Raw genomic sequence first — 25,608 nt, forward strand, 5'->3', positions numbered from 1 at the left:
TTTTTTCGCAAGAAGCGTGTTCCCGGAACACAAACACATAGGGTAAAAGCATGAACATTATGCCTGAAAGCGGAATCCTGACGCTGTTGATGGGCGCGACCCTGGCCGTGAAGCTGGTCATGATTTTCCTGGCGCTCATGTCCATCTGGAGCTGGACCATCATTTTCTTCAAATTCTTCACCATCGGCTCCGCCCGCAAGAAGGTGATCATGGGATACGACCAGTTCATGGATTCGGAGGACCTGACCAGTGGCCTCAAGGCCCTCGGGGCCAAGGAGCAGTCGCCGTTGGCCCGTGTTTCCACCCTGGCGGTGCAGGAGTTCCGCCTGTTGGAGAAGGCGGATGTGAGCCGTGACCGCAAGCGGCTGTTGGTCAAGGACACCCTTCGCCGCGTGCTCAAGCAGGGTATCTCCAAGGAGATGCGGTCGCTCACGCGCAACCTGCCGTTTCTCGCCACTTGCGCCAACGCGGCCCCCTTCATCGGCCTGTTCGGCACGGTTTGGGGCATCATGCATTCCTTCCATTCCATCGGGCAGGCTCAGTCCGCAGCCCTGGCCACGGTGGCCCCCGGCATCTCCGAGGCGCTCATCGCAACGGCCATCGGCTTGCTAGTCGCCATCCCGGCCACCATTTTCTACAACTATTTCCTCGGCAAACTGAATGAGGTGGAGTCCGGCATGGTCGATTTCGCCGGAGCCTTTCTCAACCGCGCGGAACGCGAGATCGCCTGGGCGTCCAAGGGCGAGAAGTACTAGGGAGGCACCATGGCCATCAAAACCGGCGGCGGATTCCTCAACGAGATCAACGTGACGCCCTTCGTGGACGTCATGCTGGTGTTGCTGATCATTTTTATGGTCACCGCACCCCTTATGACCCAGGGAGTGGAGGTGGATCTGCCCACCACTCGGACAGTCAAGAATCTGCCTCAGGATGCCGACCACCTGGTTCTCACCGTAAAGAAGGACGGCAAACTCTTTCTGGATGAATACCAAGTGGGCATCGATGAATTGGCTGATCACCTGAAGCGGTTGGTGGCCAATCAGAAAAAACAGCTCTTTCTTCGGGCCGACAAGGAAGTCGCCTACGGTACCGTGGTTCAAGTCATGGGCGAGATAAAAAGCGCGGGCATAGAGCGCCTGGGCATCGTCGCCGAGCAGAAAAAAGAAGAGAAAAAGTAATCCCCAAAGGGATGACGAGTATATGCGCCTGAGTTTCGGACTGGTTCTTTCCATTGTCCTGCACGGGGGATTGTTGGCCTACGCCTTGTTCTGGGCGGGAGGGCCCGCCACGCATGTGGATATGGACAGGCCCGTCTACACCGTGGACCTTGTATCCCTGGCTCCTCCTCCGCCCCCCGCTCCGACGCCGGTGGTGGAGGCTCCCTCCAATACGACTCCGGAAACCCCGGTGCCGGAGGTTGAAGCGGCCTCTGAACCGGCCGTGGAGGTCAAGGCTGCCCCAGTTGTAGAGGCCAAGCCCGAGCCCAAGCCGGAACCCAAACCTGAGCCTAAGCCCGAGCCGGAAGCCAAGAAAATCAGCGAGAAAAAGGTCGAGAAAAAGACCATCATCAAGAAAAAGGAAGAAAAGCCCAAACCGAAACCCAAGCCCAAGTCGAAACCCAAGCCGCAAAAGACGGCGGCGCAGCTGCGGGCCGAGGCCCTGGCAGCGGCCAAGGCGCAGGTCAAGAAGCAGGAAGCGAAGAAGAGCCAGGCCTTGCGCCAGGAGTTGGCCGCCCTCAAGAAGGAAAAGGGCGACGTCTATGCCCACGGCGGACAGCCCGGAGGGGTGGAAGGAGGCGTCGAGGGCGGCACGGTGGGGGGTGCCCAGGGAGGCACCGGTTCCGGTCTTTCCGAGGTCTATGCCCTGATTGTAGGGACGGCCATCAAGAAGCACTGGCGCTATCCCAGCTTTGCGGGAGAGGCTAACCTGCTGGCCACCTTGGAGATAGTCCTGGACAAGGACGGAAAGATTTTGGCCTCCAGGATTCTGGAATCTTCGGGAAATCCCGAATTCGACAATTCCACCCTGCGGGCGATCAAGGAAACGGAACAGGTGGAGCGGCCACGCACTGACAGGGATCGCGTGCTGCACATCAATTTCAACAGCCAGGAATTGGCAGAGTAGATCGTATGAAACGCATTTTGACGATGATATCGACTGTGGTCCTGACCGTGTGCATGGCGGTTGCCGCCCATGCCGCCGGCCCCCTTACCGTGGACATTCACGGTCCGGGGCAACGGCTGGTGAACATAACCTTGCTGCCTCCCAGGGGGCTTCAGGGAGCGCCCGTGCCCGAGGCTTCGGCCAAGGCTTTTGCCGAGTTGGTGGCCAATGATTTGAGCTATATTCCGTTTCTTCGAATCGTGCCTGTTTCCGATATTCTCGGCGGCGATCCGAGCAAGGGCGTCACCGGACGGGACATCGACTACAAGCCGCTGCAACTGGCCCGGATCGACCTGTGCATGACCACCGGCTGGAACGGCCGGTACATAGAGGCGCGCGTCTTCGAAACCTTCAGCGGCCGCCGTCTGGCGGGCAAGTCGTATAACGATCTTAACGAGACGACATTGCCTCAGGCTGCGGACCGGTTCTGTTCGGCTCTGCTTGAGGCTCTCAGCGGCAAAAAGGGATTTTTCGATTCCCCCATCGCGTTCGTCCGCCAGGAGGGCAAGGCTAAGGAGATCTTTACCGTTCTACCCCAGGGACGCGGTCTGAAGCGCATCACCCGACTGGGCGGCTTCAATCTGAGCCCGGCCTGGTCCGCCAACGGCGAGAAGATTGCCTTTACCCATATTGCCAAGACCCGGCACCAATTGGGCGTTTATGACAGTGCAACCAGGAAGATAACCCTCTACTCCAAGGGATTGGGGCAGACCGTAATAAGCCCGATTTTCGATCCCCAGGACAAGCTGGTCGCCTCGCTTAATCGGAATGGTGCGACCAACATCTATGAATTGGATGATCAGTACAAACCACTGCGTACATTGGCAAAGAGTCCGTATATCGACGTCTCTCCGAGTTTTGACCGGACCGGGACCAAGATGGCGTTCACCTCGGGGCGGGCCGGGAATCCGCATATTTTCATTATGGACGTCAAGTCCGGGCAGGTTCGTCGGGTGACCGTTACCGGCAGGTACAACACTCACCCCTGCCTCAGTCCGGACGGGCGGTATGTGGCCTACACCCATCGGACCGCCAACGGGCACCGTATATTTTTGCATGACCTGACCACGGGGAGGGAGAAGCAGCTATCCTTCGGTCCCGGTAACGACGAGTATCCGGCTTTTGGCCCGGATGGCTATTTCGTGGCCTTTGCGTCGAACCGGACCGGCGAATACAAGCTGTATCTGACCACCCGGCACGGGGATACTCCCAAGCGGATTTCCACGGGCAAGGGGCAGGCCTATGCACCGGCATGGGACACCTCGCTGCAGTGGTGATTTGTCACCCGTCGTGGGTTGATTTTTGTGGAAGAAAGGGTACACGTAATGCAGAAACGTGTACAAGTGCTTGGAAAGCTAAACCATAATGGCCGAGCAGCGGCTCTGGCGAAGGAGTTGGCATGAAATCGAGATGGTATCTTGTTGTAATGGTCATTTTGGCCCTGTTGCTCATGCTGAGCGCGGGATGTGCCAAGAAGAGGACTAGCACCGCGCCGCCTGAAACCCAGGTGGAGGTCAAGGATGATTCCAAATGGACTCCTCAGGAGCCAGCGGAATCCACGGTTGACGAAGCTGCGCTCGCTGCCGAAGCCGAGGCTCGCGCCAAAGCTGAAGCCGTACAGGAGCTCACCAGCGCCACCATTCATTTTGCTTTTGATTCCTATGAATTGGATGCCGAGGCCCGGGGACTTCTGGACCTCAAGGCGAACATCATGCGTCGCTTCAAGGACGTCAAGGTGGTCATTGAAGGCCATTGCGACGAGCGTGGGACAGAGGAATACAACCTTGCCCTGGGTGAGCGCCGTGCGCGCGCCGCATACGAGCATCTGGTTATTCTTGGTGTTGAGCCAGAGCGGATGTCCATTGTCAGCTTCGGCGAGGAGCGCCCCGTGGACCCGGCCCACAACGAAACTGCATGGGCCAAAAACCGGCGCGCGGAGTTCGTTGTTCAATAGACGAAACAAAACGTTGCTAAAAAAACGCCGCATCCTTTCGGGGACGCGGCGTTTTTTTGTCTTTTTGTAGGGGAGCGCGGGGACTAGAACGTGTGGGTGATCAGTTCCAGGACGATCAGGGCATAGAGACCAGCCACGCCGTCATCGGCCATGACTCCCAGGCCGCCGGGTAGGATGGTTTCAACACGCTTGATGGGCCACGGTTTGAAAATGTCGAAAAGACGGAACAGGAGGAAGCCGAGCCCGAGCTGCCACAGCGGCATGGCCGTAAAGCAGAGCAGGGCGAGCCATTGGCCGAAGACTTCGTCGATGATAACGCAGCCCGGGTCCTTTTTGACCAGAATCGATTCAGCCCTGGAGCTGGCCCATGTGCCTACGGCAAAGACGAAGGCCAGGATGAGCAGGCGGCCCGGCGGGGGAAACGCGAGGAAAAGCCAGGGCGCGGCGATGACAGCCGCCAGGGAGCCCCAGGTGCCTGGTGCCTTTGGAAAGTTGCCGATGGGGCCGAGGGTCGCGATGGCCAGGGCCAGTTTATCCGAGGGGAGTTGTGCTTTCGTATTGATCATGGGCGTTATTCCTATCATGTCAGCGTTTGTCTTTCCAGCCCAGATACCGCGCCGCCGCAGTTCAGTTTCATGGGAGCGTATTCGTGCAATCGTATTAAGATATTGGTAAAATGACCGATGAGATCATAGGGTGCGCATTGAGAAGCCGCGCCAATTGGTGTAACAAGTCGCCATACAACGGCGTGCGCAGAAACCGCACCCGAACCAAGGGGGAAATTTGGAGAACCTCAAGCGAAAACTCATTGCGGACGACCGTTACAAAGAGGGGCTAAACGGATGTCTGGAGGTGCCACAGATTCTTTTGGCCCCTACTAATTATTGCAACCTTGCCTGCTCCTATTGCTCCACGAAGAACATCAGGCCTAGCAAGGTCAATATGGATCTTGGTCTGGCCAAGAGCATTATCTCGCAGACCCTCGACAACGGCTGGCCCCTTTCCTTTGGGCAGACCTACGAGCCGTTTCTTCATCCCGATATCGTAGAGATCATCCGTTTTGTGATGGACAGGGGAGGCCGGTTCATTTCCGCAACCAACGGAATGGCCATTGGAAAAGGGGCCTACGATTTGCCCATGAACCTGCTGCTCAGCTTCAGCGCTGATGAGGATGATTACGTTTACCGCAATACCGCCGTTGCCTATGACCGCTACAGGGCAAAGCTGCACGCCTTCCTCAGCCATCGCATCGCGCATACGGTTCCGGGTCGTATTTCCCTGCAAATCGCCGATTATTCCCTCTTCAGCGGCGATATGGAGTACAGCAAGGAGATAAAGGACGTGGATGGCATCCTGCGGAAGTCTCTGGCCACTGCGGCCTGGCTTGGCCTTGATCCGGATCAGGACATGGCAGAGTGGGCCGGACTAATTGCCAGGAGAGCCCCGTTGCCGCTTTTTGAAGATGGTGAGACGGTCATCCAGGTCCAGCCAACCAAGATAATGCCCAATTCCTACGATGCCTTCGTTGATATGGATGTTCCGGCAGCGGCTCGTGGTTATTGCGATTCATGCTACACCATGATGTCCATCCAGGCGGATGGCAAGGTGGCGTATTGTTGTTGCGACCCCAGCGCCAACGCCATTGCAGGGATCCTGGACGCTGACACCGATCTCAAGGAATTCTGGTTGGGCGAGGAGATGAACAGGGTGCGCCGGGGGTTCGACGACTTCGCTCCTATTCATTCGTTTTGCACGCAATGCCTGGATAATGTCAGCGAGCATGTCAAGCCGCTCTTGACAGTGAGAAAGCTTAAGGTCGTTGCCGCCATCCTCAGAGACCACGGCGTACGCGAAGACTTACCCTGGTTCAAATTTCCGGCAGGAATGTAGGTTAAAGTACCGCTTTAAGTTTTTGGAAAAAACAGATGCAATTCCTCTCTCGTGAATTTTTTGATCTATTTTAAAAGTGTAAAAGATGCAGCATGTTAAACGATTTTCGGAAGGCCGGCTGGACGATTCACTGATTTTGAAGGAGTTGAAGCTTTCCAGGGGCCAGACCGTCGTGGATGGGGGATGTGGCTCGGGGTACATGTCCCGGCTCATGGCTCGAAGCGTTGGTCCGGAAGGCAGGGTGTACGCCTTGGACGTCAACGCGCATTACGTGGATTCCCTGCGTCGGGAGGCGACTGAGGATAACCTGGAGGCGTTGGTCTGCGACATGACGAGCACCATGCCTCTGACTGACGGTGAGGCGGATCGAGTGTTCATTTCAACGGTGATTCATTCCCTGCGTCGGGAGTGGATGCCTGGGTTAATCGCCGAGCTGCGACGCGTGTTACGTCCCGGAGGTTTGTTGGGGGTGGTGGAGATGGCCAAGGTGGACACGCCGTTTGGCCCGCCGCTGTGGCAGCGTTACTCTCCAGAGGAACTTTGTGCAGCCCTTCCTTTCGAGCCGGTCAAGACCGTGATGGTCGCGGAATTTTTCTACATGCAATTGTTCCTGGCTCGCGGAGAAGGGTGATCGTTCTTGGCGAGTTCTCCATTGGTGACCATTGCCATTGGCGATCGCATGGGGTAGGCAATTCGTATCTTATCCATAAACGATACCATGCGGTATACGGGACTTGTTTGTTTAAAAGCATAATGGATCTTGCGCTTCGGGTTGCCGGCGATCCTCGCGGCCTTTAGCCCCGTTACATCCGGCTCGGAGTGATGCCTGCATTTCGCATGAGCCTTCCTTTCCCGCCTTCGGGGCGGGTCTTCAGCCGTGTCCGTTCGGTTGCACCCCATCTATTCAGCATCTGCCCTGGAAGTTCGTTTAGCGCTTTCAGATGGCATGGCTTATGCCAGCCGCGTCACAGCGCGGCCAAGACGGCGGGAATACACACTGAACAGGAAGAAATATCATGCATATCAGAAAGGAAACTCGTGAGGACGAAAGAACCATAGAGCGGATTCAGTATGCCGCGTTCAAGGACCATCCCATGCACGCTCCCGGGGCGGAGCCACAGGAGCCTTTGATTGTCAGTATGCTCCGCGCGGATGGAGCTTTGGAAGTATCGTTGCTCGCCGAAGAGGAAGGCACGGCCGTCGGCCATATCGCCCTTTCCTCCGCAACGGTGGGCGAGGATGCGGCGGGCTGGTTCCTGCTCGGACCAGTGGGCGTTCTGCCCGCGCATCAGAAGCAGGGAATCGGGTCGGCTCTGATTCGGGAGGCGATCCGCATCCTGAAACTTAGTGGAGCCGCTGGAATCGTCCTGGTGGGCGATCCCGGTTACTACGGCCGGTTCGGCTTCGCGAGCGTGGACGGATTGACTTGGGAAGGCGTTCCGTCCCAGTTTGTCCTGGCCTTGCCATTGGGCGAAGCCAATCCCAAGGGGAGGATCATGGCTCATGCCGCGTTTTACACGCAATAGTCAGGGCTGGTAAAAAAAACGACAGACATGGCGCGGGGTAGCTAGGCTCTCCCGCGCCTTTTTGTTTTAAAAGCCTTCAAGCACGAGGCTACCGTCAGGATTGAATTGCCAGAAATCGGCATAGGCCACTTCCCATAGGTGCCCATCAGGGTCGGCGAAGTAGCCGCTGTAGCCGCCCCAGAACACGTCCTGGGCCGGTTTGACGACGCGTCCCCCAGCGTCTGCGGCAAGGGACAGGAGTTCGTCCACGTCCACCTTGCTTCGCGCCACATGGGCAAGGGTCACGCCTGAAAAAGCTGGCGGCGCCTCGCCCGCGTCCTGACAGGCATCCTCTGCCAGTTTGTCCAGCGGGTAAAGGGCGAGGCGGGTGCCATTCGTCTCGAAAAAGACGATGCCCGACTCCGGTGTGCCCTTTGCGGGAAATCCCAATGCCCGGTGATAGAAGCGGTAGGCTCGTTCCAGGTCGGAAACTCCGAGGGTGATGAGGCTTATTCTTGGTTCCATTGTTCTCTCCTGATGATGAATTGTCTTTCTGTATACCGATAATTCCCTTTGTAATCTAAACGAAAAAAAATTACACGATTCCAGGCTGTATTTTGAAAGCGTACAATACGGATTCGCAACAGGAACCAGCAGGAGTGAAGAGCATGCGGGATGCGACGGAGCAGGACCTTCCCAAAATCGTGGCTATCTACAATACGACGGTTGCAACCCGTCAGTCCACTGCGGACACCGAGGAAGTCAGCGTAGAGTCCAAGCTGCCGTGGTTCAGGAATCATGTCCCCGGCAAGCGGCCCATCCTGGTTCATGAGGAGGAGGGCGAGGTCGCTGCCTGGGTGAGTTTCGAATCCTTCTATGGCCGCCCGGCCTATAATCATACAGCGGAAATCAGTATTTATATTGATCCGGCTTACCGGCGGCGGGGCCTCGGACGCAGGTTGCTCGACGAGGTTATGGGGATGGCTCCTGGCCTGGGCATCAAGACGATTGTTGGCTACATCTTTTCCCATAACGAGCCGAGCATACGGCTCTTCCGTTCCTTCGGCTTTGAGGAGTGGGGCCGTTTGCCGGACATCGCGGAGATGGACGGCAAAGAGTACAGCCTCTCCATCCTGGGAAAACGACTTATTCCCTAAAGTCTTCTCTGTGCCTTGGTCCTGACAGCTTTCCTTTTGTGTGCTTTCGTGATTTCGGGCCTCTCATTGTGGTGAAGATATGGACTGGATGACCCCGTTGGATAGAAGCAACATGGCTGGCCGTCTGCGAGGAGAGGCCGGATATGGGAGAAGGGAGAGCGCTAAGCGTTTTGCTCAATCCATTTCCTCCAACATGGCCCGCAGAGTTTCCAGGTCCTGTTCAGCCGCACCCGCTGCGGCCTTCACTGCTTGAATTGTATCCGAAAACATCTTTGACATCCTGTTGTAGCCGGATCGCTCCAATCGGGAGGATAACTGGACGTGCATATTGCCGGCATCCTCAAGTAGCTGTCTGCGCTCCTGTCCCGACGACATGTACGCTTTGATGATATTTTTCCTGATATCGCGAAAGAGCTTCTTTTCAAGGGGCTCGTATTGTCCGACCGATTCGGCTTTTGCCGTTTTTGATGGTTGAATCCTTCCTTCCCGGACATCTTGCTCCCATTGCCGAATTTTTGATTCCGCCAATAAGTCAAATCCGGTCATTTTCTTTTCCGTCCTTGTGTGCCCAGTCGATCAGGGCGTTGATTCCGGCGAGTTGGTATGCCGTCATTGCGGAGAGCGCTTTCATGATGGATTCCGCTTCCGTGAATGTCTCCAGGGCAGAAACAAGGAAGCGTACGGACTCTTCGAGGATATTTTTTACCATGAAATGAAACGTGGGCGACAAAGTCATTTCGGGGAACTGTTTCTGTGCCTGTCGAATGGATTGCGATTCCATGGACTGGACGTACTCCCTTGCGAACGATTCATATTTCGTTCCTTGCGCTCGCGATAGAATAATTATGATTTCCAACCGGTTGTCGACGTAGAATTGCAGTAATTCTCCAGACGCAACTTGCGTTTTATTGTCGGGACTCAAGGGACCGTCTTTCCTTGCGAAGGAGGCAATCCTGTTTTGTGTTAACCGCAGGTATGCATCCACCAGACTGTCGGTGATGATCGCCCCGAACAGTCTGTTTTTGTTTTTGAAATATTTGTAGATAGTTCCGGTGGCCACACCAGCTTCGCTTGCTATGTCCCCCATGGTTGCCTTTTTGAATCCAACCTTGGCGAATCGTTCCCTGGCGGCCGAAAGTATTTGCGTCCGTACCGTGTCCTTCAGAATTTGAACCATCAGCTTCTCCCGTGCGCACAAAAGTGAATTGTGCATTCATTTTTAAAAATGAATGTAATGTTCACTAATGAAGATGTCAAATGGATATTGACGAGGACATGCCTGGTACAATTATCTTTTGACCGACGCAGATACCGTGCTTCAGGCAGATGTTATGGAGTGCTATGTTGGCGATTGCGGTGAGCGGAGATTCTGTCAGCTCTGTGCCCGGACAATACATTTCCGGGAATCGCATCCGGCGTGTGAGCCAGACTTATGATGCTATTTTTTGCCGCGCTTGATGTTGTAGACGCCTCGCCCTTCGGCCACATGGACTTCCGGGTTGTCTTCGGACCAAATGACGACATGTGCGTTGCCGACCTTGTTCCCCAACAGGCGAACTGTTGCCTCGGCGTACAGGTCGCAAGCGGCTGCCGGTCTCAGGTAATCGACGCTGAGCGTAATCGTGGCGACAAAATCCTTGCGTTCACAGCGCGTCCAAACGGCAAAACCGCCACAGATGTCGGCCAGCGTTGATATAACCCCGCCATGAATCATCGCACTGTCCGCATGTCCGATCAGTTCATCCTTGAAAGGGATGTACAGCCGTACGGACTCTTCATCGATTTTATCCACTTTGACGCCGAGGAATTGGTGAAAAGGAAATCCGCTTTCGATGAATTTTTCTATGGGCATGAGCTTCCCTACTGTGCATTCTGTGTGTTTGTAATCCCGCCACTCGGAATCCCACTATATTGATCAATATGGTAAGGTTGTAACGGCTTGTCGTCAATTGACTTTTACTTCACGAAACGCATTGAAGTGGGCCTGTGGGAGCTTGCCAGAATGAAATTATATTGATCGGAGCTTGTGCGCTTTCATTGTCAAGACTTACTCGATTTCGTATGACACAAGTGGAGCAAGAAATAATAATGATCTAAAATTGAGGGTAATTATGCCGACTGACAGCGACAGACTTGAGAACCCGGAAGAGCAATTGCTCGTAGCGCTTGAAGGGCTTGGAGGAAAGGCAGGTAATATTACCTTACTTTCAGAATTGAGTGAAAAAGGGTGGGATGACAGCAAGTATTGGGAAGTAAGAAATAAATTGGTCGATAAAGGAGATCTAGTCCTTGGCCGAGGCAAAGGAGGTAGTGTTCTTCGTCCAGAGGCTTCACAGCCTGAACCTGAGCCAACAAATCAAACTGAATGTAGTAGTATAACAAGCGAAATTGATTTATATTCTCCAATTCAAAAACTAATTGAATCAAGGTGGGTAAAAGACAAGAGACTTGATCCTTGGTTGCTTGAAGTAACAGCTCAACAGGGACGGCGGGCAACTGGGGGAGTTTGGTCACGCCCAGATATTACAATCCTTAGCTACTCAACATTCCTATATGTTCCTAGAAAGCAGTTCGAGATAATTACCTTCGAGATTAAGCCCTGGTCTGGTCTTGATGCTAAGGGAGTTTATGAGTCTTTATCGCATAACAAAGCATCTACAAGATCATATCTTCTTTCTACTATTCCAAAAGAATACAATGACGACAATGGGTTATTAAAATCAATTGATGAGACAGCTAAGAGATTTGGGATCGGATTTATTACTGTTTCAGATGTCAACGATTACAGTACATGGGAAGAGCGAGTAGAGTCAGAATATAACGATCCGGAACCACAACTTATGCACGATTTCATATCGCAGCAAATATCTGATGAGGGAAAAGAGACTTTGCTAAAATGGTTTCATTCATGATTCAGTCAAACTGAAACCAAGTACTCTTAAATTTACCTGTAATTAGCCATTGTGTGGGAGCGCCGTGGGGGCTTTGTCTTAGATTGCTTATGAAAATACCCCAAATGTATATTTATTATCCTTCCTGTGGAACGGCAACACCCCAGGACAGCAAAACTTCCAAAACTCTCGCCAGCGGCAGCCCCACGACGTTGGTGTAGGACCCTCGTATGGCCGTGACCAGGAAGGTGCCGATGCCCTGAATGGCATAGGCCCCGGCTTTATCCATGGGTTCGCCTGTGGCTATGTAGCTTTCCAATTCCGTATCGCCGGAGACGCGCATGTCCACGTCCGTGACAACGGCTTGGACCATGGGCTCGCCTTTTGGCGGGACTATGCAGAAAGCGGTGATGACCTGGTGGGTTTGCCCGGAAAGGGACCTGAGCATCTCCAGGGCGTGTTCGGCATCTTGAGGCTTGCCCATGATGCGATCGTCCAGGACCACGATGGTGTCCGCGCCGAGCACCGTGGCGTCGGGAAAATGCGCGGCCACGTCTCTGGTTTTCAGTTCGGCCATGCGCAGGGCATAGGCTTCGGGTTTTTCACCGGTCTCCGGGGCGGGTTCGGTCATGGTGGAAGGATGTATCGTGAAGTCGAGTCCGAGATCGGCGAGTAGTTCCCGCCTGCGCGGAGAACCCGAGGCCAGGACGAGGGGGCCGGTGGTACGGAACGGGCCGTTGGTCGTTTTAGTCATGGCCATCTCTTTGCCCATAATCCGGGTCTCGTCAACGGAGGATCCGGCGACGGTTTTTTGTCATTACCCTTTCTCTTTGTGTCTTGAAGTGATCGGCATGTAAAATAATCTAATGAATACTGATGGTTATATTTATGGCAGAGTTCTTGCTTGTTTCCGTTCGCGGACAACCGCAGGAGATGCCATGCAGGAAATTGACAAGCGATACAGCGACGGACTTTCGTCATTCGACCAGATGGGGGGCTCCTCCAACGCGGAGGGTATGCATGATTGGGCTGTACCCTGGTCGGATCTGATGATGGTCATGTTCGTCCTCTTCGTGGTGCTGTTCATTTATGCCGACACCCATCAGGACGTGAAGGTTCTGTTCAGCAACGAAAGTTCTGAGCAAGCCAAGGCGAGTAGCTCCCTTGATCCGCTCATCGGGCTCATCGGCCAGATCGCCAGCAGGGCGGATACCGGCGTTTCTCAGGAACGGGTCAGTATCTCCTCCAGCGAGGTTCTGTTCCGATCTCGTTCCAACGGCGTGTCCGTGGTCCGTGAAGATGGCAACCGTATCCGCGTTACCCTGCGCGGGGCGTTGTTTTTCGATCCGGGTCTTGGCGGGCTGAAGGAGGGAGCAAACCAATACCTCTCCGAAATCGCGGAGGTCATCCGGCTCAGCGTGGGAGTGGTCCACGTCATCGGCTATGCCTCGGAGGATGAGGCGGAAGGAGCCGAAAGCTTTGCTCTCTCGACGCAACGAGCCTCAGACGTTGCCCAAATGCTCATAAGCCGCTTCGAGGTGGACCCCAAGCGGGTTACCATTACCGGACGCGGTTCCTATACGCCGGAAATCCCCGGCACGACGGAAGTCAACCGCGCCAGTAACCGGCGGGTTGAAATCGTCATCACCAATGAAATCTGAACGGGGTGGAGGAAAACATGAACAGGAAAAATGCAATAGGGGTCGTCGTCAGCCTGCTTATTTTCGTGGCCAGTTTTCTGTTCACCGGGGCAGCGGCTGCCTATTGGAACCTGGCTGCCTTTCTGGTTGTCATATCCGGCCTGACCGCCGCCATGCTTCTCAGTTACCCCATGGAGCATGTGAGGAACGCCTTTCAGGTAGCCAGGAATGCATATCGCAACGGACATGCCTCGCCCAGCGAGATCGTCACCACACTGCTTGATCTCTCGGTAAAGTCCAAGGTGGACGGGGTCCTCTCTCTGGAGCGCAGTGCGGCCAAGGCAACCAGTTCCTTCCTCCGCAACGGGTTGGCCCTTCTTGTGGACAACTACAAGGAGGAGGAGATCCGTGAGACATTGAACACGGAGATGGCCTTCTTCAACCTGCGCCGCCAGCAAAGTGAACGTTTTTTCCTGACCATGGCGCGCGTGGCTCCGGCATTCGGCGTTGCGGGCAGCGTCATCGGCCTGATCGGCCTGCTCATGGGGATCAACGACACCGCTGTAATCCTCAAGAACATCCCGGTGGCGTTCATCTCAACATTGTATGGTCTGGTACTCAGCAATCTCGTCTTTTCGCCCATAGCCGAGAACATCAATTATTCAACTCGGGTGGAGTTGCTCAACCAAAAGTTGGTGCTCGAAGGTGTGGTCGCCATCGGCAAGGAACAGAATCCCTACAAGCTCGAGCGCAAGCTGACCTCATTCCTGACTCCCAGCGAGCGCGAAGGCAAGACCGAGACCCTACGCCGGATTACCCGCAAGTACGTGCAGAAGCGGCAGGCCCCTGTGGAGCCCGCCGGATTCCAGGAGCGCCTGGAGCAGGCCGGTGAGGTTACTGAAGCCGCCTGATCAGGAGATGGCATATCCTAAAAGGAAAGGGACCGTAACGGTCCCTTTTTTTTTCGCGGGTTTGTGCTATCTTTCCGGCTACGGGAGGTAATGCACTCATGGCTAAGATTCTGGCGGCAGACATTGGCGGCACCAACAGCCGGTTTGCCTTGTTCGAGAGCGCGGGCGGCGAGTTGGTTATGGAAGATTCCATCTGGCTTGAGACGCATGGCGCAGCTACGTTTTCCGAGTTGGTCCAGCAGGTCTGGGACAGCGATTTTGCTGCCAGGCCTGGAGGATTCGAGAGCGTGGCCCTTGCCGTGGCCGGGGCTGTGATTCACGGCGTTGCCTGCCCGGTCCTTCCCAACGCGCCCTGGGGTGTTGATCTACGGCAGGTGGATTTTGGTGTTAAGAAAGCCTGTCTTATAAATGATTTCGCAGCACAGGCCTATGCTTGCCGGACTCGAGCCGTGGTGGATGCGGTCGAAATTCAGCACGGAGTGGCTGATGACCGGGGCGTCATCGGCGTCATCGGTGCCGGGACCGGGCTGGGCTATTCGGCTTTATTGCCCGGCGAGGCAGAGTGGATAGCCCTGCCAAGTGAAGGCGGGCACATGGCATTTCCCTTTTCCGGTCCCGAAGAATACGAATACGCCGAGTTCAACCGTCGGGAGAGCGGCCGTAATTGGCCTGAAGGCGATAGCGTGGTGACCGGGCTGGGGCTCCGGCTCGTGCACAAATTCCTGACTGGTGAGGACCGGGCGCCAAGAGAGATCTCCGAAATATTGACGCCCGAGAGCGAGACTGCCCGGTGGTATGCGCGTTTTTATGGCCGAGCCTGCCGGAACTGGGCCATTGCGCTCATGTGTGAGGGCGGCCTCTATGTGGCGGGCGGCATTGCCGCCAAAAATCCCATGTTCGTCAAGATTCCGGAGTTTCTGGAGGAGTTTCACAACTCCCATGTATACGGCGCGTTTCTTCGTTCCGTTCCGATCCGTCTCAACGCCAACCAGGAAAGCGGATTGCTCGGCGCGGGATTCTACGCCATGCAACTGCTCGGCAGGTAGGCGTTCCATGCAGGCAGGGACCACCAAACGGCTGATCGTCATCGGCGTTGTCGTCACACTGGTCCTTTCCTATTTCCTTTTCGATTTCGGCCGTTTTTTTTCGCTGGAATACCTCAAGGCATCCCGCGAGCAGTTCCGGGAGCTCTATGCGGGGCATACCGTCCTGGTCCTGACTGCCTACTTTTGTCTCTATGTGGTCTCCACAGCCCTGGCGCTGCCAGCCGCAACGGTTATCACCCTGGCCGGCGGGGCGCTCTTCGGCTGGACTACCGGGGTCATCGTGGTCTCGTTCGCAAGCAGCATCGGCGCGGCCCTGGCTTTTCTGGTTTCGCGTTACCTTTTCCGGGACTGGGTGCAGTCCCGCTTCGGCGACAAGCTCGCACAGATCAATGGGGGCATAAAACGGGAGGGAGCTTTTTACCTCTTCACCCTGCGCCTTATTCCCGCTTTTCCCTTTTTCGTCATCAATACGGTCATGGGACTCACACCCATGCGTCTTTCAACCTATTATTGGGTTTCGCAGGTGGGTATGTTTCCGGCCACAGTGGTCTACGTCAACGCGGGCAAGGAGTTGGGGCAGCTCGAATCGCTGTCGGGCCTGCTGTCGCCCAGCCTGATTGTTTCCTTCGCCATCCTCGGTCTGTTCCCCCTGGTCGTGAAGAAAGGCATGGACTGGTACAGGGGCAGGGGGGGCGCCCGTGGCTGAATACGATTTCGACATAGGCATCATCGGCGGCGGTGCGGCTGGCCTGACCGTGGCGTCCGGTGCCGCGCAGTTGGGGGCCAGAACGCTGCTTGTTGAGCGAGCTCCACGGCTTGGCGGCGACTGCCTGCACTACGGCTGCGTACCGAGCAAGACGCTCATCCGAACGGCGGCGGTCTATCACCGCATGCGCACGGCAGAGCGATACGGGTTGCCGTCTGTTGACTTGCCACCCGTGGATTTCAGGCAGGTGGCGACCCGCATCCAAACGGTAATTGATCGCATCCAGGTCCATGATTCCGAGGAGCGGTTTTGCAGCTTGGGCGTCAAGGTCGTGTTCGGCCTGGCATTCTTTGTCGACGAACATACTGTGGAGTGTGGCGGCAAACGGGTTACGGCGAGAAAGTGGGTCGTGGCAACCGGTTCTTCCCCGGCTGGCTTGCCCGTGCCAGGGTTGGAGGAAACCGGGTACTGGACCAACAAGGATATTTTTTCCCTGGATGAACTGCCCGAAACGCTTTTGGTCATGGGGGGCGGCCCCATCGCCTGCGAGATGGCCCAGGCCTTTTCCCGGCTTGGATGCGAAGTTACCGTTCTCCAGCGAAACACCCAGCTTTTATCCCGCGAGGACCGGGACATGGCCGAGGTCGTGGCGGATTCGCTTCGCGCAGAAGGCATTCATCTGGAACTGGGCGCGGCCTTTCGGGAAGTGCGCCGGACGGGTGGGGGCGTAGAGGTCGAATTCGAGCGGGATGGCGAAGTGCATACCGCGCGTGGCGTCAACCTGCTGGTGGCGGCGGGGCGCAGGACCAACGTGGAAGGCCTCGGCCTGGATAACGCGGGCGTATCCTATGATCACAAGGGTATTGCCGTGGACGACCGGCTGCGTACTTCGCAAAAACATATTTTCGCGGCAGGGGATGTGACCGGAAAGTATCTCTTCACCCATGCCGCCGGCTACGAGGGGGGCGTCATCATCGCCAACGCCGTGTTGAGACTGCCCCGCAGGGCGGATTACACTTGGTTGCCGTGGTGCACGTATACCGAGCCGGAACTGGCCAGCGTGGGGATGAATGAAAAAGCGGCGCAAAAGGCAGGCAGGGAGCATGCCATCTGGATCGAGGAGTTCGCGGATAACGACCGGGCCCTGGCCGAAGGCGCGACGGGCGGCCGGATCAAGCTGGTGCTGGACAGGAGGGAGAAGCCCCTGGGGGTGCAGATTGCGGGTCCGCACGCGGGCGAGTTGGCCTCGGAGTGGGTGGCGGCTCTCAATTCAGGCACCGGGCTTTCCACTCTGGCCTCGGCGGTCCATCCCTATCCGACCCTGGCCGAGATCAACAAGCGGGTAGCGGGCAGGGTCATGTCTCCCAAGCTCTTTTCCGGCAAGGTGCGCAAGGCGTTGAGCTTTCTCTTCGGTTACAAGGGGCGGGCCTGCCAGCTTGATTAATGGGTCAAACACGGGTAAGAGTCCGTCTCCTTTTTAGGCGTCACAAGTATAATGGAGGTCTGCAGGTGGGCAATTCGAGCTACACGAAAATGTTTCCCGTTTCCTGGGAGCAGTTGCATAGGGACTGCCGGGCGCTGGCCTGGCGTCTGATGGAGAGGGGGCCGTGGAAGGGCATCATCGCCATCACCCGGGGCGGCCTGGTTCCGGCTGCCATCCTGGCCCGGGAACTGGACATCCATCTCATCGACACCATCTGCCTTTCCAGTTACGATTGGAAGGAGCAGGGCGATGCCAATATCCTCAAGCCCATAGATAATGACGGCGAGGGCTGGCTGCTCATCGACGACCTGGTCGACACCGGCAAGACGGCCAAGATCGTCAGGGACATGGTTCCGAAGGCTCATTTCGCCACGGTGTACGCCAAGCCGGCCGGTAGGCCTTTGGTCGAAACTTACATCACCGAAGTCAGCCAGGATACCTGGATTCTGTTCCCCTGGGACGCGGGTTCGCAGTTCGTGGAGCCCATCATTCAGGCCGGTGTGTAGGGCGAAAAAAAATTATCAGGAAAATTCGTAGAGTATTCCCGGATCAGTCGCTGGGGTATTGCCCTTGAGCGCTCGCTGGGATAGTTGAATTTGATCCATATCACGCTAACGGAGAGGTCACCATGAAGAAACTGTTGAAGCTGTGTCTTGCCGTCGCCGTCATGGCGTCGATGCTGTCGCTCTTCGCCTGTGGCGAAGCGCCCGAGGAAAAGAAACCCGCCGAAGCTCCGGCTCCTGAAGCCGAAGCGCCCAAGGAAGCCCCCAAGGCATTCAAGGTCGGTTTTGTTTATGTCTCTCCGGTGGGCGACGCCGGATACTCCTACGCCCATGACTTGGGCCGCAAGGCCGTGGCCGCCATGCCCGGCGTGGAGACCAAGTTCTCGGAATCCGTTCCCGAGGGCGCCGACTCCGAGCGCGTCATTCGCAATATGGCCCGCAACGGCTTCAACATGATTTTCACCACCAGCTTCGGCTACATGGATCCGACCATCAAGGTGGCCAAGGAATTTCCCGACGTGGCCTTCATGCACTGCTCCGGCTTCAAGAAGTCCGAGAACGTGTCCAACTACTTCGGCCGCATCTATCAGTCCCGTTACCTGACCGGCCTGGTCGCCGGGGCCATGACCAAGTCGAACAAGATCGGCTATGTGGCCGCCTTCCCGATTCCCGAAGTCATTCGCGGCATCAACGCCTTCACCATCGGCGTGCGCGAAGTGAACCCCGAGGCCGAGGTCCGCGTGGTTTGGACCAAGACCTGGTATGACCCGGCCCTGGAAAAGGATGCCGCCAAGTCCCTGCTGGACGCCGGATGCGACGTCATCACCCAGCATCAGGATTCCCCGGCTCCGCAGGAGGCCGCCGAAGAGGCGGGCGCCTACGCCATCGGGTACAACTCCGACATGTCCTCCTTCGCTCCCAAGGCCAATCTGACTTCCGCCATCTGGAATTGGGGCCCGGCCTACGTCAAGACCGTGGAAGAGGGAATGAACGGCGCCTGGAAGGGCGACCAGTCCATGTGGTGGTCCATGGCTGACGGCGTGGTTGATATTGCGCCCTTCGGTCCCATGGTCCCCGAAGATGTCAAGGCGAGCGTTCTGGCCAAGAAGGCAGAACTGGTCGCAGGCAAGGACACCATCTTCGCCGGTCCGGTCAAGAACCAGAAGGGCGAGGTCGTCATCCCCGAGGGTACGACCGCTCCCGATGCCGACCTGCTCGGCATGACCTGGTTCGTGGAAGGCGTGGTCGGTACCACCGAATAACGCAACGGACAGTCCGTGCTGAAGATCCGAAAAAGAGACGAACCCTGGAAGTGGGGCGCCCTGGTCATATTCCTGGGCGCCCTGCTCTTTTCCCTCGGCGTAAGCGCTCTGCTCCTTGCGGGGCAGGGTAAGGACGCCCTGCACGGCCTGGCCATCCTTTGGCAGGGAAGCTTCGGCTCCTACTGGGCGCTTGAGGGGGCGCTGCTCAAGGCGATTCCTCTCTTCCTCTGCTCCCTGGGAGTGGCCGTGGCATTTAGGATGCAGATCTGGAACATCGGAGCTGAAGGGCAGTTTGCGCTGGGGGCCATCGGCGCTACCTGGATGGCTCTCTCATTTCCCGACCTGCCAGGGGCGGTGCTCCTGCCGCTCATGTTCATCATGGCCTTCATCCTCGGCGGCATCTGGGCGGTCATTCCGGCGGTGCTCAAGCTCCGACTTAGGGTCAACGAGATCATCTCGACTCTGATGCTCAACTACATCGCCATCCAGCTGCTGGACTACTTGGTCTTCGGCGTGTGGAAGGACCCGACCAGCTTCGGCTTTCCCATGTCTCCTGAATTTTCTGCCGGTGCTGTAATTGGGGGCATCGGATCCAGCCGAGTGCATTGGGGTCTGCTCTTCTCCATTTTCGCAGGCATCGGGCTGTGGGCTTTGATGCGCTTCACCCGCGTCGGGTTCGAGCTCAAGGCCTCGGGCGAGGGAGCGCGCGTGGCTCGTTACGCCAAGATTCGTTACGGTATGTTGGTCATGTTCGTCATGTGTCTTTCCGGCGGGTTCGCCGGATGGGCCGGATGCGTGGAGACCTCCGCCGTGCTCAACCGCCTCCAGCCGAGCCTCATGGTAGGCTATGGTTACACGGCCATTGTTGTGGCCTGGCTGGCCCGGCTCGAGCCGCTGAACATCGCCTTTGCCTCGTTCCTGCTGGCGGCGCTCAGGGTGGGGGTGGAGAACCTCCAGCTTGAGCTTCAGATTCCGGCTGCCTTTGGCGCGATAATGGAGGGCATGATCCTGCTTACGGTGTTGGCCGGGCAATTTTTCCTCATGTACACTCTGGAACGCGTCAAACGGAAGGGGGAGTAAGCTGTGACGGAATTCCTGATCCCGCTGTTTGCCGCCACCGTGCAATCCGGCACGCCCATCCTCTATGCCACCCTGGGCGAGATGATGACGGAGAAGGGTGGCGTGCTCAACCTCGGGGTGGAAGGCATCATGTCCGTGGCTGCACTCGCCGCGTTTTTCGTCTCCATGTCCACGGGCTCGCCCTGGCTTGGCTTTCTGGCCGGCGGTGTGGCGGGCACGCTCATGGCCACGCTGCATGGCTTCGTCTGCATCACCTGCCTCGGCAACCAGGTGGTCTCGGGCCTTGCCCTGACCATTCTCGGCGTCGGGCTGACCAATTTTCTCGGCGTACCGTACGTCGGCCAGAGCGCACCCGGTTTCACTCCCTTTGATTTTCCGCTGCTGTCCTCCATTCCCTATCTCGGCGATATCTTTTTCAAGCACGACATGCTGGTCTACATCTCCTTTGTCGTGCCCTTCGTGTTTTGGTTTTTCTTCAGGCGCACCAGCCTGGGGCTGCATGTTACGGCCACGGGCGAGATGCCTGCCGCCGCCGCTGCCGTTGGTCTGAAGCCGGTTGCGCTTCGCTATTTCGCGGTCATGGCGGGCGGATTCCTCATTGGACTGGGCGGGGCTTACCTATCCCTGGCCTACACCCATCTGTGGACCAACGGCCTGTCCGGCGGACGCGGCTGGATTGCGGTCGCTTTGGTCATTTTCGCCTTCTGGCGGCCAGGGCGAGCCGTTGCAGGGGCCTATCTTTTTGGCGGGGTCATGGCCTTTCAGCTCCGGCTGCAGGCCATGGGCACCCATCTGCCTTCCTCGTTGCTGCTCATGCTGCCCTATGCCTTGACGGTTCTGGTCCTCATCCTGTCCGCCGCGCGAGGCCGCCGCACCGACGCGCCCGCGGCCCTGGGCACCAACATCGAGCCGGAAGGGTAGGGCTATGGCGGAACTCAAATTCGTTCGTCCGGCCCGCGTGCGCCTCCTGCCGGAGGGCACCCAACCGGTGGTATCTCTCAAGGGCGTGACCAAGCGCTTCGGCAAGGTTGTGGCCAACGACTCCATTACGCTGGACATCTATCCGGGCAGGATCAAGGCCCTGCTGGGCGAGAACGGAGCGGGCAAATCGACCATGATGTCCATGCTGGCGGGCCGCTATCGCCCGGATGAGGGCACCATCGAGGTGGACGGCAACCCTGTCCGTTTCCATTCTTCCAAGGATGCCATCGCTGCGGGCATTGGCATGGTTTACCAGCACTTTATGCTTGTGGATTCCATGACCGTGGCCGAGAATGTGCTTCTGGGCCAGGAGGGCAGCTTTCTGGTCAAGCCGGCAGAAATGGAAGGTCGCGTTGGTAGGCTCGCTGAGGAGTACGGCCTTGAAATCGACCCTGCCGCTCGCATCGCCGATCTCTCCATGGGCGAGCGCCAGGTAGTGGAAATCCTCAAGTTGCTCTACCGCGAAAGCCGCATCCTCATTTTCGACGAGCCCACCGCCGTGCTTACCCCCGAGGAGACCAACAAGCTGTTCGAGGCCCTCTGGCGTATGACCGAGCAGGGCAAGTCCATCATTTTCATCAGTCACAAACTTGAAGAAGTCATCGCCCTGGCAGACGAAATTTCCATTCTGCGCCGGGGAAAGATCGAAGGTGAACTGGACCCCAACGCCATCGAGTCCAAGGCTGAGCTGGCCTCGCGCATGGTCGGCAAGGAAGTGCTTCTGGAGATTGATCGCCAGCCCGCCGAGATCGGCGATCCGGTCCTTGAGGTCAGGGGGTTGACAGGGATCGGTTTGAGCGATGTCAGTCTCGACGTTCACAAGGGCGAGGTTGTTGCTCTGGTGGGCGTGGCCGGAAACGGTCAGAAGGCACTGGTCGAGGCCGTGACCGGGCTGGTCAAGCCGCCGCTGGACACGGTCTTCATCATGGGTCAGCCGTGGCGCAAGTTTTTTGCTGAGTCTACCTGGAACCGGTCCATGTGCTACATCCCGGAGGATCGTCTCGGGCTTGCGACTCTGCGCAATCAGAATCTGGTGGACAACCTGCTGCTGACCACTCGCAAGGGCTACACCAAGGGTTTTTTGCTGAACAAGAAGCAGGCGGAAAAAGACACCGTCAGCCTTATCGAGAAGTTCGACATCCGTCCCGGGCGCATCCACGCCCTGGCCTGGCAACTCTCCGGGGGCAACCTGCAAAAGGCCGTGCTCGCCCGCGAACTCTTCCGGGAACCGCGCCTGATAGTCGCGGAGCAGCCTACTCAGGGGCTTGATGTCTCTGCAACGGAAGAGGTCTGGAACCGACTCCTGGCCGCCCGAACCATGGCTGGAATCCTCCTTGTGACCGGAGACCTGAACGAGGCCCTGCAACTTGCCGACCGCGTGGCCGTCATCTACCGGGGCCGGATTCTCGGCGTGATAGACGCCGCTGCCCCCAATGCCCTGGACCGCATCGGCCCCCTCATGGCCGGCGTCCTGGACGATATTCTCTAGCCCTTCTTTTTGCACAGGGCGAGGAGGTGCTATCCCCTCAGGTCAGGCCAGTTGTCATATATTTTTTTGACGATATGGTGCAGAAGTATTTTTGCTCCGGGATAAGATAAATGGTCATCATCTCTATAATACACCACATTGTTGTATGTGTAGCATTGTGAGTCATCACAAAAAAGCTGTTCAGGAAAAACTCGTATTAAATTTGGATTATCTTGAATCCGATCAAGAATTGCATATGATGCTTTTGTCCTTTCGCAGAATACGCTGTATCGTGTTGCTAAATTGCTTTTTTTTGAAATAAAAATTTTGAGTTCACTCGCGGACATATTTATCGTTTTTCTCAATAGCGTATTCGGAACATCCCACCCAACTTCCGGGATAGGATAAACTAATACAACTTTACATCCATTGTTCAGTAATTTTTTTATTGTATCACAATATGCTGATGCAATTTCTTCAAAGTTTGCCTTGCGATATCCTGTCTTCGTTTTGATAACGAGGCCGGGGTGATCATTCCCATACTCACAGCCACCTAATTCATTGTCAAAACGTTCATTTTCTAGCAGCAAAGGGAGCCTGCCGCCGGTAATAATGACAGGTTTTTCATATCCCAAGACCCTTTCTAGTCTATTTTGGTTGAAGTTGATTAGGTCTCTTGTCATGTTTGGATTATCAATGTTGTCCGCTCTATCTATATTCAAGATAAATAATGATGCAGATGAAGTTAAGGGTACAAACTTAGAAATAAAAGGAATTGATTTGTGTTGATTTATGATAGGAGCATTCAAAGTCTCAATGTGTGAATCCCCTAATGTTATCAATGTATACTTTCCACTTTTATTTAATATATAGCAAAATGGGTTTTTTCTAATCTCGGCACCATTACTTTTTGCCAACGATATATAATGGTCTTTTTGAGATTCAAGTCCATAATTTACATCTGACATGAACATTGGCAAAATTTTGAAGCGTGATGGAAATCCCTTCTCCACGAAGATAAGTATGCCAAACATAGATAAAAGGGTGCATGCCAATAACGTCCCACTGAAGACAGTTTTGCGGTTTATTGCCATCTTGTTTCTAAATGGTGTTTCGACATATAAATACGAAATGATAGAGAGAATTAGACAGGTGAAAATAGCTAAAAAAGATTCTTCATTCGTTAAACCTCTGTTTAGTTCAACACGTAATAGGGAAAGCACTGGCTGATGCCATAGGTATAATGAATAAGATATTAAACCGATAGATACAAAAATCTTATTTGAAAGTATTTTCCCAATAAATGTGTCACTTTTCGCGAATGCGATAATGAATGTTACGCTGAATATCAGAACTGCATTTATTAGAGAAGGAAGACGACTATTGTCAGTGAAATGTATTGAGAATATAAAAATGACAGCTAGCGAAAATGATAGGATATATTCAATTGTCATTTTGTGTTTTTCATATTGGCGAATGCGATCATCACACTGGACAATAAGTCCACCTGCAATAAGTTCCCATGCTCTAGTTGGAAGCATATAGAAATTGAAATCTTTATGAGTGAAGCTCATCCATTCACACAAACTAAGTGAAGCAACTCCTATAAATAGTAGTGTTTTGGTAATAGATTTTTTTGACTTGACTACAAGAATGATTAAGATTGGATAAAATAAGTAAAATTGCTCTTCCACACCGAGACTCCACATATGAAGAAGCGGCTTTAGGCTGCTAATTTCAGCATTATAACTATCCTGTCTCCAAAAGAATATATTTGCAATAAATGCAACAGTAGAAAAGAGGCTTTTCCCAAATTCAATAAATGCTTGAGGGAGTAATATCTTCCAACAGAAATAGCTTGTAATCAGGAGAACAACAGTTAGAGCTGGTATGATGCGTCGTGCTCGACGTTCATAAAAATTCATGATGGAAAATGTATTTGAATTTATTTCGCGAAATATTATTTTTGATATGAGGTAGCCTGAGATTACAAAAAAGATATCTACCCCAATAAATCCACCAGAGAATAGCTCCTTACCTTGATATGATATCCCGGCATGGTAGAAAACGACTAGCATGACTGCAACTGATCGCAATCCATCGATTTCCGGTCTATATTTAATATGACCCATTGTTAATCCTTTTGGTTTCTGTTATGCGATGTTTTTTTATATTATATACTTATAATTATCAATCGGGTTCAGGTTAAATTACTGTGGATGATTCAGTTGTGGTAGAATTTTTCGGATGTCATCCAAAGTGTTTTTCAAATCTAATGTTCATGCGGAAAGAGCGGATATATTGCATTGGGAAGAACCAGCCTATCCAATACCCCAACCACGTTTTTCTGTACAATACAGAAGCACTTCAGCCCTAATGTCCTCGTTTCCGTCATTATTGATATTGGAGTGATTCTTTTGTGAGATATAATCTGTGCCCTATTGACAACTTATTCATGATGTATAAAGTTAACACTATGAACAAAGATGAACAGCACATGTTGCCACAAAGGGATGTGGCTGAATTTCAGGATCTCATCGAATCTCTCTTCCAGTGTTGCCGAGAGAGGCAGCAGTACCAGAGTGAGCGGTTTGGTCTGCCCGATGCAGAGTTGCGTTGCCTGTTGTTGTTTCGTAACGAGCGATACCTGACAGCCAAGTCTATTGCGGAAAGGCTTCATGTGGCCAAGAGCAGGGTGACCAAGATCGTTTCTTCGTTGGTGCGCAAGGACTTTGTTGAATCCACTGACGATCCCGTCGATTCCCGTGTGAAGTTGCTTTCCCTTACGCGGTCGGGTGAGAAGTTGTTGGCGGAGGTGCTGACATTCCATTCCGAGGTTCATCGAGCCATTCTAGGAAGATTCACGGATGAGCAGCGCGCCATGTTGCTAGGCAGCATGTCGTTGCTGGGGCGACATATGAAGTCGGTCCGCGATTTGATGGAATAATTTTTTTTTAGCAATTAGTTA

Annotated in this window: 28 protein-coding genes; 21 read left to right on the forward strand and 7 right to left on the reverse strand. The window is 54.9% G+C overall.

The window, feature by feature from the left end; translation table 11 throughout:
* Positions 1 to 50: 50 nt before the first annotated feature.
* The 5 genes from tolQ to pal all read left to right on the forward strand — a co-directional run bounded on the left by tolQ (position 51) and on the right by pal (position 4,117).
* Positions 51 to 755, forward strand: coding sequence for a protein TolQ (gene tolQ / locus GM415_RS13310; RefSeq protein WP_158948967.1), 705 nt, complete (start codon positions 51 to 53; stop codon positions 753 to 755).
* A 9-nt stretch (positions 756 to 764) separates the two neighbouring features.
* Complete coding sequence (gene tolR / locus GM415_RS13315) at positions 765 to 1,178, forward strand: protein TolR (protein WP_158948969.1); 414 nt, start codon at positions 765 to 767, stop codon at positions 1,176 to 1,178.
* A 22-nt stretch (positions 1,179 to 1,200) separates the two neighbouring features.
* Positions 1,201 to 2,124 carry an energy transducer TonB gene (locus GM415_RS13320; protein ID WP_158948971.1) on the forward strand — a complete coding sequence of 308 codons (924 nt, stop codon included), beginning with the start codon at positions 1,201 to 1,203 and terminating at the stop codon, positions 2,122 to 2,124.
* 5 nt (positions 2,125 to 2,129) lie between these two features.
* Positions 2,130 to 3,440 (forward strand): PD40 domain-containing protein, encoded by a 1,311-nt coding sequence (locus GM415_RS13325; RefSeq protein ID WP_158948973.1) that lies wholly within the window; start codon positions 2,130 to 2,132, stop codon positions 3,438 to 3,440.
* 122 nt (positions 3,441 to 3,562) lie between these two features.
* Positions 3,563 to 4,117, forward strand: coding sequence for a peptidoglycan-associated lipoprotein Pal (gene pal / locus GM415_RS13330; RefSeq protein WP_158948975.1), 555 nt, complete (start codon positions 3,563 to 3,565; stop codon positions 4,115 to 4,117).
* Between the two features lie 83 nt (positions 4,118 to 4,200).
* Here pal and GM415_RS13335 read toward each other — a convergent pair whose 3' ends face one another.
* Entirely contained in the window at positions 4,201 to 4,683 is a 483-nt protein-coding gene (locus GM415_RS13335; RefSeq protein WP_199244298.1) for a phosphatidylglycerophosphatase A family protein, read from the reverse strand.
* A gap of 217 nt (positions 4,684 to 4,900) precedes the next feature.
* Between GM415_RS13335 and GM415_RS13340 the strand changes: the two genes are divergently transcribed.
* From GM415_RS13340 to GM415_RS13350, 3 genes are all read left to right on the forward strand, one after another.
* On the forward strand, positions 4,901 to 6,007 hold the full coding sequence (locus GM415_RS13340; protein WP_158948979.1) for a radical SAM/SPASM domain-containing protein: 1,107 nt from the start codon (positions 4,901 to 4,903) through the stop codon (positions 6,005 to 6,007).
* 85 nt (positions 6,008 to 6,092) lie between these two features.
* Positions 6,093 to 6,638, forward strand: a complete 546-nt coding sequence (locus GM415_RS13345; RefSeq protein ID WP_158948981.1) for a class I SAM-dependent methyltransferase — start codon at positions 6,093 to 6,095, stop codon at positions 6,636 to 6,638.
* A 385-nt stretch (positions 6,639 to 7,023) separates the two neighbouring features.
* Positions 7,024 to 7,533, forward strand: a complete 510-nt coding sequence (locus tag GM415_RS13350; protein WP_158948983.1) for a GNAT family N-acetyltransferase — start codon at positions 7,024 to 7,026, stop codon at positions 7,531 to 7,533.
* A 66-nt stretch (positions 7,534 to 7,599) separates the two neighbouring features.
* On the opposite strand, the gene GM415_RS13355 is transcribed toward GM415_RS13350, so the two are convergent.
* A complete protein-coding gene (locus GM415_RS13355; RefSeq protein ID WP_158948985.1) occupies positions 7,600 to 8,037 on the reverse strand; it encodes a VOC family protein in 438 nt (145 codons plus the stop codon).
* 143 nt (positions 8,038 to 8,180) lie between these two features.
* Between GM415_RS13355 and GM415_RS13360 the strand changes: the two genes are divergently transcribed.
* Positions 8,181 to 8,669, forward strand: coding sequence for a GNAT family N-acetyltransferase (locus GM415_RS13360; RefSeq protein ID WP_199244299.1), 489 nt, complete (start codon positions 8,181 to 8,183; stop codon positions 8,667 to 8,669).
* Between the two features lie 174 nt (positions 8,670 to 8,843).
* Here GM415_RS13360 and GM415_RS13365 read toward each other — a convergent pair whose 3' ends face one another.
* The 3 genes from GM415_RS13365 to GM415_RS13375 form a co-directional block, all read right to left on the reverse strand.
* Entirely contained in the window at positions 8,844 to 9,215 is a 372-nt protein-coding gene (locus GM415_RS13365; protein WP_158948989.1) for a hypothetical protein, read from the reverse strand.
* Positions 9,202 to 9,846, reverse strand: a complete 645-nt coding sequence (locus GM415_RS13370) for a TetR/AcrR family transcriptional regulator (RefSeq protein ID WP_158948991.1) — start codon at positions 9,844 to 9,846, stop codon at positions 9,202 to 9,204. Before GM415_RS13370 ends, GM415_RS13365 begins: the two co-directional genes overlap by 14 nt.
* Before the next feature lie 261 nt (positions 9,847 to 10,107).
* Positions 10,108 to 10,521 carry a PaaI family thioesterase gene (locus GM415_RS13375; RefSeq protein ID WP_158948993.1) on the reverse strand — a complete coding sequence of 138 codons (414 nt, stop codon included), beginning with the start codon at positions 10,519 to 10,521 and terminating at the stop codon, positions 10,108 to 10,110.
* A 259-nt stretch (positions 10,522 to 10,780) separates the two neighbouring features.
* On the opposite strand from GM415_RS13375, the gene GM415_RS13380 reads away from it, so the two are divergent.
* Positions 10,781 to 11,581, forward strand: coding sequence for a hypothetical protein (locus tag GM415_RS13380; protein WP_158948995.1), 801 nt, complete (start codon positions 10,781 to 10,783; stop codon positions 11,579 to 11,581).
* Between the two features lie 115 nt (positions 11,582 to 11,696).
* Here GM415_RS13380 and GM415_RS13385 read toward each other — a convergent pair whose 3' ends face one another.
* Positions 11,697 to 12,314 carry a Maf family protein gene (locus GM415_RS13385; RefSeq protein ID WP_158948997.1) on the reverse strand — a complete coding sequence of 206 codons (618 nt, stop codon included), beginning with the start codon at positions 12,312 to 12,314 and terminating at the stop codon, positions 11,697 to 11,699.
* A 184-nt stretch (positions 12,315 to 12,498) separates the two neighbouring features.
* Between GM415_RS13385 and GM415_RS13390 the strand changes: the two genes are divergently transcribed.
* The 10 genes from GM415_RS13390 to GM415_RS13435 all read left to right on the forward strand — a co-directional run bounded on the left by GM415_RS13390 (position 12,499) and on the right by GM415_RS13435 (position 22,661).
* On the forward strand, positions 12,499 to 13,221 hold the full coding sequence (locus tag GM415_RS13390) for an OmpA/MotB family protein (RefSeq protein WP_158948999.1): 723 nt from the start codon (positions 12,499 to 12,501) through the stop codon (positions 13,219 to 13,221).
* Positions 13,222 to 13,238: 17 nt separating this feature from the next.
* Positions 13,239 to 14,111: a motility protein A gene (locus tag GM415_RS13395; protein ID WP_158949001.1), complete on the forward strand. Its 873-nt coding sequence runs from the start codon at positions 13,239 to 13,241 to the stop codon at positions 14,109 to 14,111.
* Between the two features lie 98 nt (positions 14,112 to 14,209).
* On the forward strand, positions 14,210 to 15,157 hold the full coding sequence (locus GM415_RS13400) for a glucokinase (protein WP_158949003.1): 948 nt from the start codon (positions 14,210 to 14,212) through the stop codon (positions 15,155 to 15,157).
* A 7-nt stretch (positions 15,158 to 15,164) separates the two neighbouring features.
* Entirely contained in the window at positions 15,165 to 15,863 is a 699-nt protein-coding gene (locus GM415_RS13405; protein ID WP_158949005.1) for a TVP38/TMEM64 family protein, read from the forward strand.
* The gene (locus tag GM415_RS13410) at positions 15,856 to 17,307 is read left to right on the forward strand and encodes a dihydrolipoyl dehydrogenase family protein (RefSeq protein ID WP_158949007.1); all 1,452 of its coding nucleotides are present in this window, start codon (positions 15,856 to 15,858) and stop codon (positions 17,305 to 17,307) included. Before GM415_RS13405 ends, GM415_RS13410 begins: the two co-directional genes overlap by 8 nt.
* 65 nt (positions 17,308 to 17,372) lie before the next feature.
* Entirely contained in the window at positions 17,373 to 17,852 is a 480-nt protein-coding gene (gene gpt / locus GM415_RS13415; RefSeq protein ID WP_277872924.1) for a xanthine phosphoribosyltransferase, read from the forward strand.
* A 122-nt stretch (positions 17,853 to 17,974) separates the two neighbouring features.
* Positions 17,975 to 19,111: a BMP family ABC transporter substrate-binding protein gene (locus GM415_RS13420; RefSeq protein WP_158949011.1), complete on the forward strand. Its 1,137-nt coding sequence runs from the start codon at positions 17,975 to 17,977 to the stop codon at positions 19,109 to 19,111.
* A 15-nt stretch (positions 19,112 to 19,126) separates the two neighbouring features.
* Positions 19,127 to 20,191: an ABC transporter permease gene (locus tag GM415_RS13425; RefSeq protein ID WP_158949013.1), complete on the forward strand. Its 1,065-nt coding sequence runs from the start codon at positions 19,127 to 19,129 to the stop codon at positions 20,189 to 20,191.
* Between the two features lie 3 nt (positions 20,192 to 20,194).
* Entirely contained in the window at positions 20,195 to 21,112 is a 918-nt protein-coding gene (locus tag GM415_RS13430; protein WP_158949015.1) for an ABC transporter permease, read from the forward strand.
* 4 nt (positions 21,113 to 21,116) lie between these two features.
* Positions 21,117 to 22,661 carry an ABC transporter ATP-binding protein gene (locus tag GM415_RS13435; RefSeq protein ID WP_158949017.1) on the forward strand — a complete coding sequence of 515 codons (1,545 nt, stop codon included), beginning with the start codon at positions 21,117 to 21,119 and terminating at the stop codon, positions 22,659 to 22,661.
* 29 nt (positions 22,662 to 22,690) lie between these two features.
* Here GM415_RS13435 and GM415_RS13440 read toward each other — a convergent pair whose 3' ends face one another.
* Positions 22,691 to 24,772 carry an acyltransferase family protein gene (locus GM415_RS13440; protein WP_158949019.1) on the reverse strand — a complete coding sequence of 694 codons (2,082 nt, stop codon included), beginning with the start codon at positions 24,770 to 24,772 and terminating at the stop codon, positions 22,691 to 22,693.
* Positions 24,773 to 25,116: 344 nt separating this feature from the next.
* Between GM415_RS13440 and GM415_RS13445 the strand changes: the two genes are divergently transcribed.
* Positions 25,117 to 25,587, forward strand: coding sequence for a MarR family winged helix-turn-helix transcriptional regulator (locus tag GM415_RS13445; RefSeq protein WP_158949021.1), 471 nt, complete (start codon positions 25,117 to 25,119; stop codon positions 25,585 to 25,587).
* Positions 25,588 to 25,608 lie beyond the last annotated feature (21 nt).

The sequence above is a fragment of the Pseudodesulfovibrio cashew genome, assembly GCF_009762795.1.
Lineage (GTDB): Bacteria > Desulfobacterota > Desulfovibrionia > Desulfovibrionales > Desulfovibrionaceae > Pseudodesulfovibrio > Pseudodesulfovibrio cashew.